This is a genomic window from Corallococcus sp. bb12-1 (genome assembly GCF_026626765.1).
In the GTDB taxonomy this organism is placed as follows: Bacteria; Myxococcota; Myxococcia; order Myxococcales; family Myxococcaceae; genus Corallococcus; species Corallococcus terminator.
Genome location: NZ_JAPNJZ010000028.1, coordinates 111,648 through 126,898, shown reverse-complemented (window position 1 = coordinate 126,898; position 15,251 = coordinate 111,648). Strand labels below are relative to the sequence as shown.

The 15,251-nt window shown below is 70.4% G+C and carries 12 protein-coding genes; 3 read left to right on the top strand and 9 right to left on the bottom strand.

Features of this window, described 5'->3' with window-relative positions; all coding sequences use genetic code 11:
• Window positions 1-67: 67 nt before the first annotated feature.
• Entirely contained in the window at window positions 68-1,378 is a 1,311-nt protein-coding gene (locus OV208_RS34410; RefSeq protein ID WP_267578168.1) for an ABC1 kinase family protein, read from the top strand.
• 20 nt (window positions 1,379-1,398) lie between these two features.
• Here the strand turns inward: OV208_RS34410 and OV208_RS34405 are convergent, their stop codons facing one another.
• On the bottom strand, window positions 1,399-1,803 hold the full coding sequence (locus OV208_RS34405) for a response regulator (protein ID WP_267578167.1): 405 nt from the start codon (window positions 1,801-1,803) through the stop codon (window positions 1,399-1,401).
• Window positions 1,804-2,139: 336 nt separating this feature from the next.
• On the opposite strand from OV208_RS34405, the gene OV208_RS34400 reads away from it, so the two are divergent.
• Window positions 2,140-3,189: a chemotaxis protein CheB gene (locus OV208_RS34400; RefSeq protein WP_267578166.1), complete on the top strand. Its 1,050-nt coding sequence runs from the start codon at window positions 2,140-2,142 to the stop codon at window positions 3,187-3,189.
• Between the two features lie 12 nt (window positions 3,190-3,201).
• Here OV208_RS34400 and OV208_RS34395 read toward each other — a convergent pair whose 3' ends face one another.
• Window positions 3,202-4,512, bottom strand: a complete 1,311-nt coding sequence (locus OV208_RS34395) for a sensor histidine kinase (protein WP_267578165.1) — start codon at window positions 4,510-4,512, stop codon at window positions 3,202-3,204.
• Window positions 4,509-6,443, bottom strand: a complete 1,935-nt coding sequence (locus OV208_RS34390; RefSeq protein WP_267578164.1) for a CheR family methyltransferase — start codon at window positions 6,441-6,443, stop codon at window positions 4,509-4,511. Before OV208_RS34390 ends, OV208_RS34395 begins: the two co-directional genes overlap by 4 nt.
• Window positions 6,444-6,631: 188 nt before the next feature.
• Here OV208_RS34390 and OV208_RS34385 point away from each other — a divergent pair, with 188 nt between their 5' ends.
• Window positions 6,632-7,333 (top strand): response regulator transcription factor, encoded by a 702-nt coding sequence (locus OV208_RS34385; protein ID WP_267578163.1) that lies wholly within the window; start codon window positions 6,632-6,634, stop codon window positions 7,331-7,333.
• A gap of 78 nt (window positions 7,334-7,411) precedes the next feature.
• Here the strand turns inward: OV208_RS34385 and OV208_RS34380 are convergent, their stop codons facing one another.
• From OV208_RS34380 to OV208_RS34355, 6 genes are all read right to left on the bottom strand, one after another.
• Entirely contained in the window at window positions 7,412-8,212 is an 801-nt protein-coding gene (locus tag OV208_RS34380) for a dienelactone hydrolase family protein (RefSeq protein WP_267578162.1), read from the bottom strand.
• Between the two features lie 175 nt (window positions 8,213-8,387).
• Complete coding sequence (locus OV208_RS34375; RefSeq protein ID WP_267578161.1) at window positions 8,388-9,461, bottom strand: methyltransferase; 1,074 nt, start codon at window positions 9,459-9,461, stop codon at window positions 8,388-8,390.
• On the bottom strand, window positions 9,458-10,603 hold the full coding sequence (locus OV208_RS34370; RefSeq protein WP_267578160.1) for an aminotransferase class V-fold PLP-dependent enzyme: 1,146 nt from the start codon (window positions 10,601-10,603) through the stop codon (window positions 9,458-9,460). Before OV208_RS34370 ends, OV208_RS34375 begins: the two co-directional genes overlap by 4 nt.
• A complete protein-coding gene (locus tag OV208_RS34365; protein ID WP_267578159.1) occupies window positions 10,600-11,652 on the bottom strand; it encodes a tryptophan 2,3-dioxygenase family protein in 1,053 nt (350 codons plus the stop codon). The genes OV208_RS34370 and OV208_RS34365 overlap by 4 nt, the downstream gene beginning before the upstream one ends.
• A gap of 220 nt (window positions 11,653-11,872) precedes the next feature.
• A complete protein-coding gene (locus OV208_RS34360) occupies window positions 11,873-12,292 on the bottom strand; it encodes a response regulator (RefSeq protein ID WP_120532300.1) in 420 nt (139 codons plus the stop codon).
• Entirely contained in the window at window positions 12,285-15,251 is a 2,967-nt protein-coding gene (locus OV208_RS34355) for a response regulator (protein ID WP_267578158.1), read from the bottom strand. Before OV208_RS34355 ends, OV208_RS34360 begins: the two co-directional genes overlap by 8 nt.

Below are 15,251 nucleotides of genomic sequence, written 5' to 3'. Positions count from 1 at the left end.
GCCACGCATCTGGACAGGGGTCGCCTTGCGTATGGGAGGGGAGTCCTCGTTAATCCTCTCCTCTCCCATGGCTTCCGAACCCGACGACAAGCTTCCGCCCCAGGGGCGGTTCAACCGCCTGCGCAAGCTGGCGGGCCTCTCCATGCACGTGGGCTCGGAGGTGCTCAAGACGGGCGCCAAACACCTCGCGGGCTCCAGTCCGTCGGAGCTGCTCAGCCTGGGCACCGCGGAGAAGCTGGTGGCCACGCTGGGGGAGATGAAGGGCGCGGCCATGAAGCTGGGCCAGGCGCTCTCCATGGACCAGGACCTGCTCACGCCCGAAGTGCGGCAGATGCTGGCGAAGCTCCAGAACCAGGCGCCCGCCATGTCCTACGCGCAGGTGTCGCGCGTGGTGAAGGAGGAGCTGGGCGCGCCGCCGGAGGAGCTGTTCCGCGAGTTCTCCCGTGAGGCGCTGGCCGCCGCGTCCCTGGGCCAGGTGCACCGGGCGGTGCTGCACGACGGCCGCAAGGTGGCGGTGAAGGTGCAGTACCCGGGCATCGACGCGTCCATGGGCCACGACATGGACAACCTGGGCCTTGTCGTGAAGACGGTGTCGAAGACGTCGAAGATGATGGACGGCACCGCGTACTTCCGGGAGTTCCGCGACGAACTCATGCTGGAGCTGGACTACCGCCGCGAGGCGACGCTCGCCGCGGGGTTCGCCCAGAGCGTGGCGAAGCTGCCGGACCTGTACGTGCCGCAGGTCATCGTGGACCGGAGCGCGAAGCGCGTGCTCACGCTGGAGTTCCTGGAAGGCCAGACGCTCAAGGACTGGGTGACGACATCCCCGGACAACGACGCGCGCTTCCGCGTCGCGCGCCAGCTCATCCGCGCCACCTACGGGCCCTTCCTGGACGCGGGGGAGATCCACGCCGACCCGCACCCCGGCAACTTCATGGTGATGCCGGACGGGCGCATGGGCCTCCTGGACTTCGGCTCCATCAAGCGCTTCAGCCCGGGCTTCGTCACCGCCAACCGCCGCATGTTCCACCAGGCACTGCGCCTGGAGACGCTGGACGTGCTGGGCCTGTGCCGGGAGGTCGGCTTCACGGTGGACATGCCGGAGGCGGAGGCGGAGCAACTGCTGCGCGAGGTGCTGCACATCGCCGGGCGGCCCATGCGCGCATCGCCGTACGACTATGGCACCTGCGACATCAACCGCGACATGCGCAACCACTTCACGCGCAACGCCGCTCGCATGCTGCGCATCAAGCCGCCGCCGGAAGCGATGATGTTCTTCCGCGCCACTGGCGGGCTCGCGCAGAACCTGCGGATGCTGGGCGCCCAGGGCGACTTCCGGCAGGTGTTCCTGGAGGTCGGCGCCCTCGTCGAAGCGTGACGTGAGGGCGCCGCGAAGCGCTACTTCGCGGGGGCCTCGGCGATGCGCGGACGCTTGTGCAGCCGCTCCAGCTTGCGCGCCAGGTCCGCGCCCTGCGTGCTCTTGGACAGGTAGCCGTCCGCGCCCGCCGCCAGCGCCAGGGCGCGCAGCTTGGCCTCGTCGGAGGCGGAGTAGAGGACGAAGCGCGTGTGCTCGGGGGCCTGCTGCCGCGCCAGCGCCAGCACCTTGTCGCCGCTGAGCGCCGGGATGTTCACATCCAGGAGCACCAGGTCTGGCGCCGTGGTGCGCACCAGGTTGGAGACCCCCAACGACGAGCGGTGCGTGCGCACCTCGAAGTTGTAGGAAGACAGCGTCCGCTCGGCCAGCGCGAGCTGGTCCGGGTCATCGTCCACGATGAGGACGCGAATCTTTGACTCCGACGACATGGTGGCTCCCCCTGGAACCGACAGTTGGGATGTCCCGATCACGCCGCCCCAGGAACCAGCGAGCCGGGCACCCCCGGAGTATCGCCCAACCCCCTCCCGGCTGGCCAGCCTCCCTGGAATTTTCTGGAGTGTCGCCTACTGGAACGCGACCTGCCCGGTAGCCCCGCGGGCGACACACAACCCGCTGGCTCCCCCGAGGCGGGGCAACCCATGACGCCGTCCCTGGCCCCCGAGCCGCCGCGCCTGCCCGGCGCATGGCCCGCCGGTCGCGCTCGCGCTGCCGGGGGGCGCCGTCCTTCCCTAGCTTGAAGGGCGCGTGTCCGGGAGCGAGGGCCCATGGCCAACCACGACATCATCGTCATTGGCGCCTCCACCGGAGGGGTGGAGGCCCTGAGCCGGCTGGTCGGGAGCCTGCCCGTGGACCTTCCCGCCGCCGTGCTGGTGGTGCTCCACGTGGCGCCCCATCGCCGCAGCTACCTGCCGGAGATCCTCAGTCGCTCCGGGCCGCTGCCCGCCCACCATCCCCAGCATGGCGAGCCCCTGAAGGTGGGCCACATCTACGTGGCGCCCAATGACAGACACCTGCTGGTAGAGGCCGGCCACGTGAAGGTGGTGAAGGGCCCCCGCGAGAACGGCCACCGGCCGGCGGTGGATTCGCTGTTCCGCTCGGCGGCGGCCGCGTATGGGCCGCGGGTGGTGGGCGTGGTGCTCACGGGCGCGCTCGACTGCGGCACCGCGGGGCTCTTCGCGGTGAAGCGGGAAGGGGGGCTCGCCGTGGTGCAGGAGCCCCAGGATGCGTTCTTCCCGGACATGCCCCGCAGCGCCCTGGAGTTCGTGAAGGTGGACCACTGCGTGCCGCTGGTGGAGCTGGCGCCACTGCTGCGGCGACTGGCGTCCACGCCCGCGCCCTCTCGGGCGCACCGGCGTTCACGGCGGGTGGCGTCCGAGGTGAAGGCGATGACGGTGGATGGCCCCTCCATGGAGGAGCCGCCCGAGGCCTCGCGCTACGCGAAGCCCTCCCACTTCTCCTGTCCGGACTGCGGCGGCGTGCTCTTCGAACTGGAGGAGGAAGGGCTGTTGCGCTTCCGCTGCCGCACCGGCCACGGCTACACGGCGGAGGCGCTGTCCAGCAGCCAGCAGCAGCGCCTGGACGCGGCGCTGTGGGTCGCGTTGCGCGCGCTGGAGGAGAGTGCGTCCCTGTCGCGCCGCCTGGCCGCCCAGTCCCGGCAGCGCGATCACCCCCAGTCGGTGAATCACTTCGTCGGACAGGCCCGCACGGCCGAAGCCCAGGTGGAATTGCTGCGCCGCGCGTTGCTGTCAGGACCGTCACCCGTCGCGGCGGCCGGCGACTACGAGTTCGGGGACGGGGCTGGACCGCCGGGCTGAGCGCGTCCAGGCTCAGCGCGACTTGCGGCGCGCGGGCGCCTTCGTCGCCAGGGCCTTCTTCGCGCGCTTCCGGGCCTCCTTGATGGCTGGGAAGGTGAGCGTGAACACCGCGCCTCCCCGCGGCCGGTTGGCGCCGGTGAGCGTGCCGCCCGCGCGTGTCACCACGCCGTGGGCCATGGACAATCCCAGGCCGGTGCCTTCGTTGCCCTTGGTGGTGAAGAAGGATTGGAAGAGGTGGGGCAGGTGCTCCGGGGCGATGCCGGAGCCTTCGTCCTCCACCGTGAGCCGCACCTTCCCGCCCTGGTGGTCGGCCCGCACGTGGATGGTGCCGCCCCGGAGCATGGCGTCGCGGGCGTTGATGAGCAGGTTGATGAGGACGTATCTCAGCTCCATCGCCGAACCCGCCACGAGCGGCAGTCGCGGGGGCATCACCACGTCCAGGCGCAGGGCGTGGCCCCGCGGCAGGGAACGGTGCTCGATGCCGCCCCGGGCGATGTCCACCGCGTCCCGGACCACCTCGGTGAGCTGGACGCGCTCCCGGGAGGCCCTGGCCTTCTGGCGCGTGAAGTCCTGGAGCCGGCTCACGCGCGCGTCCGCGTCGGACACGATGCGCGCCAGGGCCTCCAGGTGCGGCTGGTGCTGGCCCGTGGGGGCCACGTCGTGCTGGAGCATCTCCAGTCGCAGCCGCATGGCGTTGAGCGTGTTGCGCAGGTCGTGCGCGATGCCCGCCGACAGCTCGCCCAGGGCGCGGAGCTGCGCGCGCTCCAGCAGGGTGGAGCGCGCGCGCAGCAATTCCTCCTCGTCATGCGCCTGCGCGGTGATGTCGCGCGCGAGCACCAGCACGTGACCCGCCAGGGGCCCGGCGACGCGCTCCGAGCGCACCTCCAGCACCTGGGGGTGGATGGGTTGGGTCTGGCGGTAGCGCGTGACGCGCGACCCCACCGCCTCCGGGGCCAGCGCCGCCTCCACCTCCACCTGGGCCAGCTCCCGCAGCGACGCATGCGTCGGCACGGCATCCGTCCGCACGCCCAGGCCGGGCTCGGTCGTGCGTTGCCAGGGCCCGCGGCTCTTGTTGAGCGCATGCCAGCGCGCGTTGGCCAGCACCACGCTGCCCGCGCTCAACACCGCCAGCGCGCTGTCGCTCGTCTCCAGCGCCCAGCTGGACAGCCGGAAGGTGCTGACGTGCACCGCGGTGCGCTCCTCCAGCTTGTGCACCAGTCGTTCGTGCTTGGTCAGCAGCTCGCGGTACTTGCGCAGCAGCCCCGGCTTCTCCTCCAGCGCGACGGCGGGTGGGGACGGCGTCGGCGGGCGCCGTGCGCTCAAGACTTCCTCTTCGTCTTGAGGAGGCGGTTCTCCTCCAGCAGCGCCGTCGCCCGGGTGGTGTCCTCGAAGAGCACGATGGAGCCCAGGGTGTTCGCCTCGTTGACGAGCGGGGTCGCGACCAGGGTGGCGCTGCCCGTGCCTCCGTGCGGGAGCTGGTAGGGGACGCCCTCCATCCGCAGGGCGCGGTTCTCCATCAGGTGCCGGCGCAGCTTCTGGAGGAGGGGCCGCTTGAGGGCGGGCACGTGCAGGGACCACAGCTTCTGGCCCACCGCCTCGCGCTCGGTGAGGCCCAGGAGGCGCTCAGCGGCCAGGTTCCAGGTGGTGATGCGTCCGTCGCCCTCCAGCACCAGCACCGCGGCGGAGAGGGAGCGGATGATGGTGCGCTGGGTGAAGGTCAGCGAGTCCATCTCCAGCGTGCGGTGCGCCAGCTCGCGGTTGGTGGTGTCCAGCTCCGCGTTGGTGGACTGGAGCTCCTCGTTCGTCGTCTCCAGCTCCTCGTTGGTGGACTGGAGCTCCTCGTTCGTCGTCTCCAGCTCCTCGTTGGTGGACTGGAGCTCCTCGTTCGTCGTCTCCAGCTCCTCGTTGGAGGCCCGCAGCTCCTCGTTGGAGGACTGCATCCGCAGGTTGATGGCCTGCAACTCCTCCTGCGCCCTCCGCAAGGCCTGCTCCAGCTCCCGGACCTGGGTGACGTCGTGGGTGATGTACAGCAGGCCCCGGCGCGCCCCCGCGCGCTCGCGCAGGGGCACCACCTGGGTGCGCAGGGTGACGGATCCGCCCCCGGGGATCTCCAGCACCCCGAGGGAGAACTCGCGCTCGGTGCGGCCATTGCGCACCCGTCCGGTCTGTTCGATGAGCAGGTCGCCGACGAACCCGCCCAGCTCCAGCGCGGACAGCTTCTTGCCCAGCACGTCGCCTTCGTCGCGGTTCCACAGCCGCGCCGCCGCGCGGCTCCAGAACGTCACCGTGTCGTCGTTGTCGGTGGCGATGATGGGACAGGGCTGGGAGTCCAGCATGTCGCGCAGGAAGGGGTGCTCGGTTTCGACCGCGGTCGCGATGAGGTGGGGCGCAGGGGTGCGCTCCGGAATCAGGCGGTCCTGCGTCGTGGTGGCCAGCCCCACGTGGACGTCCTTGCGGTAGATGCGCCGCGCCAGGTCCACGGGCCGGAAGAGGCGGGCCGCGAAGGGGATGAGCTCCGAGCGGCCCAGCATCAGCAGGCCGTTGCGCCGCAGGGCGAACTGGAAGCGTGCCAGCACCCGCTTCTGCAGGTCCGAGTCCAGGTAGATGAACACGTTGCGGCACAGGATGATGTCGATGCGCGACACGGGCGCGTCCGACACCAGGTTGTTCACCCCGAACACCACCGCGCGGCGGATCTCCTTGCGCACCGTGAAGGTGTTGCCGGTGCGCACGAACCAGCGCGCCAGCCGCTCCTTGGAGACGTTCTCCAACTGCTCCGGCGCGTAGACGCCGCGCCGGGCCGCGGCGATGGCGCCCTCGTCCACGTCCGTGCCGAACACCTTCAGCTCCGGGCCGGGGTAGCCCGGCCCCAGGGCCTCCGCCGCGGCGATGGCGAGCGAATACGCCTCCTCGCCGGTGGCGCAGCCCGCGCTCCAGATGCGCAGCTCCTTGTCCGGCCGCTGACGGACGAGCTCCGCCAGGGACTCCTCCAATGCCTGCCACACCTCGCGGTCGCGAAAGAAGGTGGTCAGCTTGATGAGCATGGAGGAGACGAGCGTGTTCACCTCTCCCGGATCCCGCTCCAGCAGCGCCAGGTAGGCGGTGCGGGTGCGGCAGCGCGTGGCCTGCATCCGCCGCTCGATGCGGCGCTGCAACGTGGCGCGCTTGTAATTGCGGAAGTCGAAGCTGCGGGACTGCCTCACCTTCTCCAGGATGGCTTCGAGTTCACTGTCTCGGGGGGGGCGGGGCGCCATCCAGACGGCCTAGCGCAGCGCCTGGACTCCAGCAACACCCGCTTCCCGACCTCACCCCTCCTGAACATGTTCGCCAGCCCAGTCTCTCTGCTTTCGAAGGCACGGCCTCGCGAAGCGAAACCCGGGGACGACTGTGTCATCGTGTCCAAGGCGTGTCGTGACTCGCAGGGGGAAGCAGGGGTGGCTGCGTGGCTGTGGAAATGAAGCTGACCGGGAGTGAGATCCGCGTCGCGGTGTTGGAAGACCAGTTGCTCTTCCGGGAGACCCTGGTGGCGCTGTTGGAGGGCGCGGGCATGAAGGTGGTGGCCCGCTGCGCGGAGACCAGCACGTTCCTGTCCACCATGCGCGCCGCCGCGCCTGACGTCGCCCTGGTGGATCTGCGGCTGGAGCAGGTGGGCCGGGGCTCGGTGGAGGACGGCGTCATCGTGCTCAAGCACCTGCACGACTTCCATCCCCGCGTGCGCCCGCTGGTGTTGTCCGGCCACCATGAGCCGGAGGTGGTGGAGCGCTGCTTCCAGGCCGGGGCGGCCGGCTACCTGTGCAAGCTGAACGTGAGCGCTCACGAGGTGGTGGAGGCGGTGGCCCGGTTGGCCCGGGGCGAACGGCTGATCCCCATGAAGATGCTCAACCCCCAGGCCCTGAACCTGGAGGATACCGGCGCGCCGGCCTCCGCGCTGACCGCCCTCACCCTGCGCGAGCGGGAAGTCCTGGGCTACGTGGCGGCGGGCGCGGACAACCTGAAGATCGCCGCGCACCTGGGCATCACCGAGCGCACCGTGAAGGCCCACCTGACGAACATCTACCGCAAGCTGGGCCCGGAGAACCGCGCGCAGCTCGCCGTGATGGCGTGCGAGCTGGGCGTGACGCGTCCGGTGCTCTTCTCGCAATGACAGACACCCGGAAGCCCCCTGGACGTTCGCGCCAGGGGGCCTCCCGGTGGAGTCCTCGCCACACCCCGGGCGCGTCGCTCAGGGCGTCGGCGCGGGGTCCCCTTCCAATTCGTACCGGGGCGCCCCCAGGTGTTGGAGGAACCATTCCCCGGCGAGCTCGGCCACCCGTTCCAGCTCCGCGTCCTCCTGGAAGTGGTGGGTCGCGCCCGGGATGATCTCCATGTGCTTCGGTGCCTGGAGATCGGCGTAGGCCCGGCGGTTGATGTCCAGGCCCAGCGCGTCCGCCCCGCCCACGAGCAGCAGCGTGGGGGCTCGCACCTTGGGGAGCACCGCGCCGGCCAGGTCGGGCCGGCCGCCCCGGGAGACGACGGCGTCCACCAGCTCCGGACGGTTGGCCGCGGCGGACAGCGCCGCGCCCGCGCCGGTGTGCGCGCCGAAGTAGCCCACGCGCAATCCGGTGGTGTGGGGTTCGCGTTGCAGCCACCGCGCCGCGCCCGCCATGCGCAGGCCCAACAGGCCCATGTTGAAGCGAAGCTGCCGAGTGCGGCGCTCTTCCATCTCCTCGCTGGTGAGCAGGTCCAACAGCAGGGTGCCCAGTCCCATCGCCTGGAACAGGCGCGAGGTCTGCGCGAGCCGGGGACTCTGGCGGCTGCTGTCGCTGCCTCGCGCCAGCACCACCACGCCCCGCGCGCCCGCGGGCACCGCCAACCGCCCCCGGAGGAGGACGGCGTCATCCACCGGCACCATCACCTCGCGCTCCAGGTGCGTGCGCGCCGCCGGTGTTCCTCCACGCGTCGCGGGGGCTTCCCGCGGCTGCTCCGACGACCCGTGGTCCTGCCGTGCTGCCCTCAACCCCGTTCGTGACCGGGGACCTGTCATACAGGCTCCTCCCGTCTGCGTTTGGCTGACCTGCGACTGAGGGTAAGTTGAGCACCCCCACGGCCGCCGTGACCTGCCGCAAGGTCCCGGTTGTCCGGCGTCCGACACCGCATTGTAGGGAGGAAGGAGGCCCGGGGGAAACGACCCACCCTGGAGGGTGGGGCCCTGTCGGATTTCAGGGCTTCGTGGCCACTACGAGCTCGAACGGACCGGGCAGCACGTGCGCGTCCCGGAAGCCCGCGGTGGTGAGCGCGTCCAGGTAGAACTCCACCTCGCGCAGCCGGCTGGAGCACGCGTCCACGCCGATGAGGAAGTAGGACCAGAAGAACTGCGCCGCCAGTCGCTCCGGCGTGCGGAACTCCTCGCAGATGAGCACCCGTCCGCCCGAAGGCAGCGCGGCGAAGGCGGCCTGCATCAACTGGCGCGCCACCTCCGCGGGCCAGTCGTGCAGCACGCGCACGAATGACAGCGCGTCGTAGCCCTGGGGAAGCGCCTCGCGCAGGAAGTCCCCGCCCACGAAGCCCAGGCGCTTGGGCGTCAGTCCCGCGCGCTCGCGCGTGCGCGTGACGAGCGCCTCGGTGGCGGGCAGGTTGTAGACGTCCACGTCCACCTTCGCGTGTTCGCGCAGCAGGTGCTCCGCGAGCGTCCCGTCCCCGCCGCCCACGTCGAGCAGCCGGGCCCCGGAAGGCCACAGCGCGCCCGCGTGCGCGCGGAACGTCTCCAGGATGGGGCCCAGGCCCGCGGCCATGCTGGCCTCGAAGCCCTCCACCTGTTCGGGCGTGCGCGGAGGCCAGTCGAAGGAGGCGGCGGACATGGAGTGCTGGCCGCGCAGCACCTCCGGCAGCCGGCCGTGCAGCGCCTTCCAGTCGTACTTCTCCCGGTCGCGCTCCAGCGCGCGCGGCCCCAGCACCGCCTCCGCCGCCGCGCGCAGGCCCTGCACGCCCCGGTAGCGCGTGTCCTCCAGCGCGTCGGAGGGCTGCTCGCGCTGCACCAGCCCCAGGCTCTCCAGGCAGTCGAGGAACTTGTACAGCCGCTGCGGCACGAAGCCGTGCCGCGTGGCCAGCTCCCCCAGCGTCACCGGCCCGGGCTCCAGCGCGTCCAGCAGGCCCAGCCCGAGCGCCGTCTCCACCACGTCCAGCGCGCGCGCGCCGTTGAACAGCAGGTGCAGCAAAGCGCGCGGTGACGCGGCCTCACGCGGAGGTGGAGCGGAGGCCGGAGCGACCGGCGGGGATGACAGCGCCGCGCTCATGCGGCCTCCTTGCGCTGCTCTTCGAGGAGCGCGTCCATGAAGCCATCCACCTCTTCCGGCGTGTTGTAGAAGTGCGGCGCGACGCGCAGGAAGCCCCGGTGGCTGCAGATGAAGCCGCGCGCCACCAGCCGCTGCATCACGCTCACGTCGCCGGGGAAGCTCAGCGCCACGATGCCGCCGCGCTGGTGCGGCTCGCGCGGCGTCACCACGCGCAGGCCCGCTTCATCCGCGCGGGCCATCAGCCGCGACGTGAGCTTCAGCGAGTGCTCGCGCACGGCGGTGATGCCCACGCCCTTCAACAGATCCAACCCCGGCCGCGACAGCAGCACCATCAGCGGCGCGGGTGTGCCACCCATCATCCGCCGCGCATCCGGCGCCCAGTCCCCCGCGGCCTGGAAGGCCAGCGGCGTCGCTCCGGCCAGCCACCCGGTGTCCGCGGGCCGCAGCGTGGGCAGCAGCTCCGGACGCACGTACATGAACGCGTACTCGGAGCCGCCCAGCCACTTGTGCGCGCCGCCCATGAGGAAGTCCACGTCCAGCGCGCGCACGCCCACGGGCACCGTGCCCACCGTCTGGTACGCATCCGTGGCGATGAGCGCTCCGGCCGCGTGCGCCGCCTTCGCCACGCGGGCGACGTCCAGCAGCGCGCCGGTGGAGAACGCGGCGTGCGACACGCAGACCAGCCGCGTGCGCTCGTCGATGGCCGCCTCCAGCGCCGCCTCATCCACGCGCCCGTCGCGCGACGGCACCACCACCAGCTCCGCCCCGTAGCGCGCGAAGCCCTTCCAGATGAAGGGCACCGTGGGGAACTCCAGGTCGGTGACGACGACGCGGCGGCGCTCGCCGCTGAAGTCCAGGCAGGTGCCCAGGCGCGACAGGTGCGCGCTCAGGTTCAAGTCCAACGCCACGGACGCGGGCGGAGCGCCGATGAGGCCCGCCACCGCGTCCGCGTAGCCCTGCATCTGGGACAGCCAGCCATCCCAGACGGCGTCGCGCCACGTGCGCATCGTGGTCCAGTACTGCGTGAGCACGCCCTCCACGGCCCGAGGCATCGCCCCGGTGGAGTTGCTGTTGAGGTACGTGCAGGTCTCAAGCAGGGGATACTCCGCGCGCAGGGCCCCCGGGAGTATCCCTCCGCTCACGTCTGGTTCCTCAGCTCGTGGGGATGGGGATACGCCGGCGGCGCGGCGTGGGCGTGCATCGGAGGCGGCACGGCGTGGGCGTGCATCGGGGCCGGCGCGGCGTGGGCGTGCATCGGGACCGGCGTGGCGTGGGCGTGCATCGGGGCCGGCGTGGCGTGGGCGTGCATCGGGGCCGGCGCGGCGTGGGAGTGCATCGGGGTCGGCGCGGCGTGGGAGTGCATCATCGGGCAGCCGCCCGCGCGAGCCGCCGCGTGCATGTCCATCCCGCCGCGGTGCTCACCCGTCGCGTAGCCACCCTCGCGCTTCCAGCTCTGGGTCATCTCCACGCGCACGTCCCACAGCGCGCGGAACAGCGGCAGGGTCATGCGACCGGCCAGCACCTGCGTGGGCAGCCCATCCAGCGCCTTCACGGAACGGTCCACGCCGATGGTGCGGCGCACCAACTGGAAGTGCGCGAACAGCCAACCCTGGAAGGCCTCGTCCATGCTCACCAGGTTCTCACAGACGTGCTTCAGATCCTCGTGCCCCCCGGCCGTGTAGATCTGCATCAGCGTCACGCCCCGGCGCTCCAGCATGCGCTCCACGGCGGACTCCAGCCCCGTGGCCGCCAGTCGGAACGTGTTGTAGCCCGGCGACTCCTGCCCGCTGCCGTTGCCCAGGCTGCGGCGGATGACCTGGTACGCCTCCGGCGTCATCGTCTCCAGGATGGCCATCTCCGAGCTGATGCACTGGAGGATGCGCTGCACCCGCGCCAGCCGTGCGACCACCGCCCACAGGGCGTCCCGGTCCAGCTCCGCCACCACTTCGACAATCTCCCGCGACGCCAGCTTCAGGTACAGCTCCTGGGACTGGTGGACGATCTGGAACATCAGCTCGTCGTGCGACACGCGCTCCGCTTCCGCGGACTGCAGGCCCAGCAGCGTCCCCGTGTGCAGGTAGCGCTCGTAGTCCAGCTCTCCCTTGCCCACCCACTTCTTCAGCATCGGGTTGAAGAGCGGCTGAGTCAGCTCGTGCTTCAGTTTTTCCGCGTGGCTGTAATCAGTGGACATGAACATAGCTCCCTCCGGGGTGCAGGAACGTATGAGTGCTGGGTGGAATGCGCCCCGGTTCGGGGGGAACAGTGAGCGCGGAAAACTCTAGAAGCGACTACCTTACAGGGCTTTCTGTAGAGTTCAAGATGTCAGCCCTACTTGGTTATCACTTTCCGAGATTATTCTCGCACCAGGAGGCAGGGTGGCCCGAGGGGTCGGGCGCACCCAGGGGCGCTGCTTACCCCTCAACGGGGGAGGGATTCCGGCCTGGCGTGGCCGGACGGGGCTTCAGACGCATCGCGTTGAGCTTCTGGGCCAGGTCAGCGCCCTGCACGCTCTTGGAGATGTAGCCGTCCGCGCCGGAGGCGATGGCCAGCGAGCGCAGCTTCGCCTCATCCGACGCGGAGTAGAGGATGAAGCGGGTGCCGGGGGGCGCGTACTGGCGCGCCAGCCCCACGACCTTGTCCCCCTTGAGGGCGGGGAAGTTCACGTCGATGAGCACGAAGTCCGGCTCGGACGCGCGCACGATGTTGGACACACCCAACGCGGACGTGTGGGTCTGCACTTCGAACCCGTACGCGCTCAGCGAGCGCTGTACGAGGTCGAGCAGGTCCGGGTCGTCGTCCACCACAAGGACGCGCGGTTTTGGTTCAGCCATGGCTTCTCCCTAGGTACTGACGAATCGTCTCGATCAACTGATCGCGATCCAGGGGCTTGGTGAGGTAGGCCGTGCAACCGGCCGCCTGCGCCTTGTCCTGGTATTCGCGCCCCGCGTGGGCGGTGACGGCGATGACGGGCACGTTCTGCCCATCCGGCAACGCCCGGAGCCTGCGGGTGACTTCCCAGCCGTCGAGTCTCGGCAGGGACAAATCCATGAGGATGAGGTCCGGCACGTCGGCTTTCGCGCGCTCCAACCCCTGCTCGCCGTCCTCCGCCTCGATGAGGTCATACAGCCCGCCCAGGTAGCGGCGGACGATGTCGCGGTTCTGCTCGCTGTCCTCCACGTACAGAATGCGGGGCAGCTTGCCGGCGCTCGCGGCGCGCTGGGACATGAGCAGTCCCTTGGCCTGGGAGATGACGTCCTCCAGGGCCGTGCCGCCCTTGCGCACGAAGCCGGCGAAGCCGTCGCGCAGGAGCGTCTCTTCTTCCGGGGTGAGCGTCTTGCCGGTGAGCACCACCACCGGCACGGACAGCTTCTCCGCGCGCAGCCGGCGCAGCACTTCGAAGCCGTCCAGGTTCGGCATCATCAGGTCCAGCACCACCAGGGACGGCGGCGACACGCGCGCCTTGAGCAGCGCGTCTTCGCCGTTGCGCGCCTCGTTGGTGGAGAAGCCCGCGCGGCGCAGGTTGCGGCTGACCAGCTCGCGCGTGGCCGCGTCGTCGTCCACCACCAGCACGTCGCCTGTGGCGGAGGTGGCGCCCGCGGAGGCGAGGCTCTTCTGCACCACCTCCACCAGCCGCTCCGGCTCCACCGGCTTCACCAGGTACTCACACGCGCCCAGGCTGAAGCCGCGCGCGCGCTGCTCCTCCACCGACACGAGGATGACCGGGATGGCCGCGAGCGAGGGTTCGCTCTTGAGCTGGCTCAGCACCGACCAGCCGTCCATCCGGGGCAGGTGGATGTCCAGCAGGATGGCCTGCGGCTTGAGCTCGCGCGCCAGCTTCAGCGCGGCGATGCCGTCATCCGCCGTCACGACCTTGAAGCCCGCGGGCTCAAGCTGTCCGGTGACGAGCTGCTGGATGAGCGGATCATCATCCACCACCAGCACCGTGCTGCCCGGCCGCGCCATGGGCGCGAGCTTCTGCGCCACGTCCTGGATGGGGACCAGCCGCTCCGTCGCATGCGGGCTGTTGGCGCCCACCGTGGTGGCCAGCACGTCCGGCAGTCGCACGGTGAAGGTGGAGCCCCGGCCCAGCGTGCTCGTCACGTCCACGGTGCCGCCCAGGACCCGCGACAGCTCGCGCACGATGGCGAGCCCCAGCCCCGTGCCGCCCACCTTGCGCGTGGTGGAGCCGTCCACCTGGCGGAACTTCTCGAAGATGAAGGGCAGTTGGTCGGAGGGGATGCCCACGCCGGTGTCCTCCACCGTCATCAGCATCTCGCCGGAGCCCGCGGGCACCACCGTGAGGGCGACCTCGCCCGTGTCGGTGAACTTGGCCGCGTTGCTCAAGAGGTTGAGCATGATCTGCCGCAGCTTCAGCGCGTCCGTGCGCACCTCGGCCGCCTCCGCGTCCACGTGCACGGTGAGGGCGACGTCCTTGCCCTTCAGGTACTCCTTCACCGTGGCCATGCACTCGTCGGCCAGCTCCTGCACGTCCACCGGTTCGGTGACGACCTCCACGCGGCCCGCTTCAATCTTGGACAGGTCCAGGATGTCGTTGATGAGCGCCAGCAGCGTCTTGGCGTTGGACTTCACCACGTTGAGGTCGCGCCGGCCGTGCGGCGTCAGGCGGTTGCCCTCCTCGCGCATCAACAGGTCGCAGTAGCCGATGATGCCGTTGAGCGGGGTGCGGATCTCATGGCTGAAGTTCGCCAGGAACTCGCTCTTGAGTCGCACGGCGCCTTCGGCCTCGCGCGCGCGCTCCTCTTCGTTGCGCTTGGCGACGGAGAGCTCCTGGGCCAGCCGGTCCAGGTCCTCGTTCTGCTGACGGATGATCTCCATCTGCAGCGCGCGCTGCTGGTAGCTCGCCAGGGAGCGGGCGGACACCGCGCGCGTCTTCTTGATCTCCTCCAGGCTGGCGGCCAACTGGAGGTTGGCGGCCTCCAGCTCCTCCTTGGAGGCGCGCAGCATGGCTTCGTTCTGCTTGCGCTCGGTGATGTCGTCGGTGACGCCCATCACGAAGCGCGCGATGCCCTGGTCGTCCACCAGCGGAATCTTGCGCGTGGCGAAGATGCGGTCCTCGCCGTCCGCGCGGGCCACCTCCTCGAACGTCTTCATCTTCCGGGTCTCGAGGATCTCCGAGTCGATGGCGACGAACGAGTCCGCCTGGTCATGCGGGAAGTAGTCGTGGTCCAGCTTCCCCAGCAGCCATTCCTTGGTGACCTTGAAGGCGTCCGCGAACGTCTTGTTGGCCACCACCAGCCGGCGCGTCTGGGCGTCCTTCACGAACAACACGAAGGGCAGCGCGTCGATGATGTTGCTCAGCAGGTAGTTGGTCCGCTTGAGCTCCACGCCCGTCGCCTGGTGCTGGGCGCGCTCGGCGTGCAGGCGCAGCTCGCGCGCGACGATGAAGGGCAGGTGGCCGTAGCGGTCCTCGGTGACGTAGTCGAGCGCCCCGAGCCGCATGGCGGCATCCAGCGTGTCCGGGTTCCAGGCGGGAGAGCTCACCACGAACGCGAGTGACAGCCCGCGCTTCCCCCACGCCGCGTGGATGGCGTCCCAGGACAGCCCCGGCAGCTCCGAGCCCAGGAGCACCAGCGCGTAGGGCCGCGCCAGCGCCTTCTCCAGGGCGTCCTGCGAGCACGCCTGCTCCAGCGTGAGCATGGAGAGGATGTCCTCGCGCTCCAGTGCATCGCGCATCGCGCGCGTTTCGCGCTCGCTGCCCACCAGGAGCAGCGAAAGGGTGTACCCCAGCGGAGCTTCCGCGAGCGCCACGTCGAACGGTTGGTTGGCCAT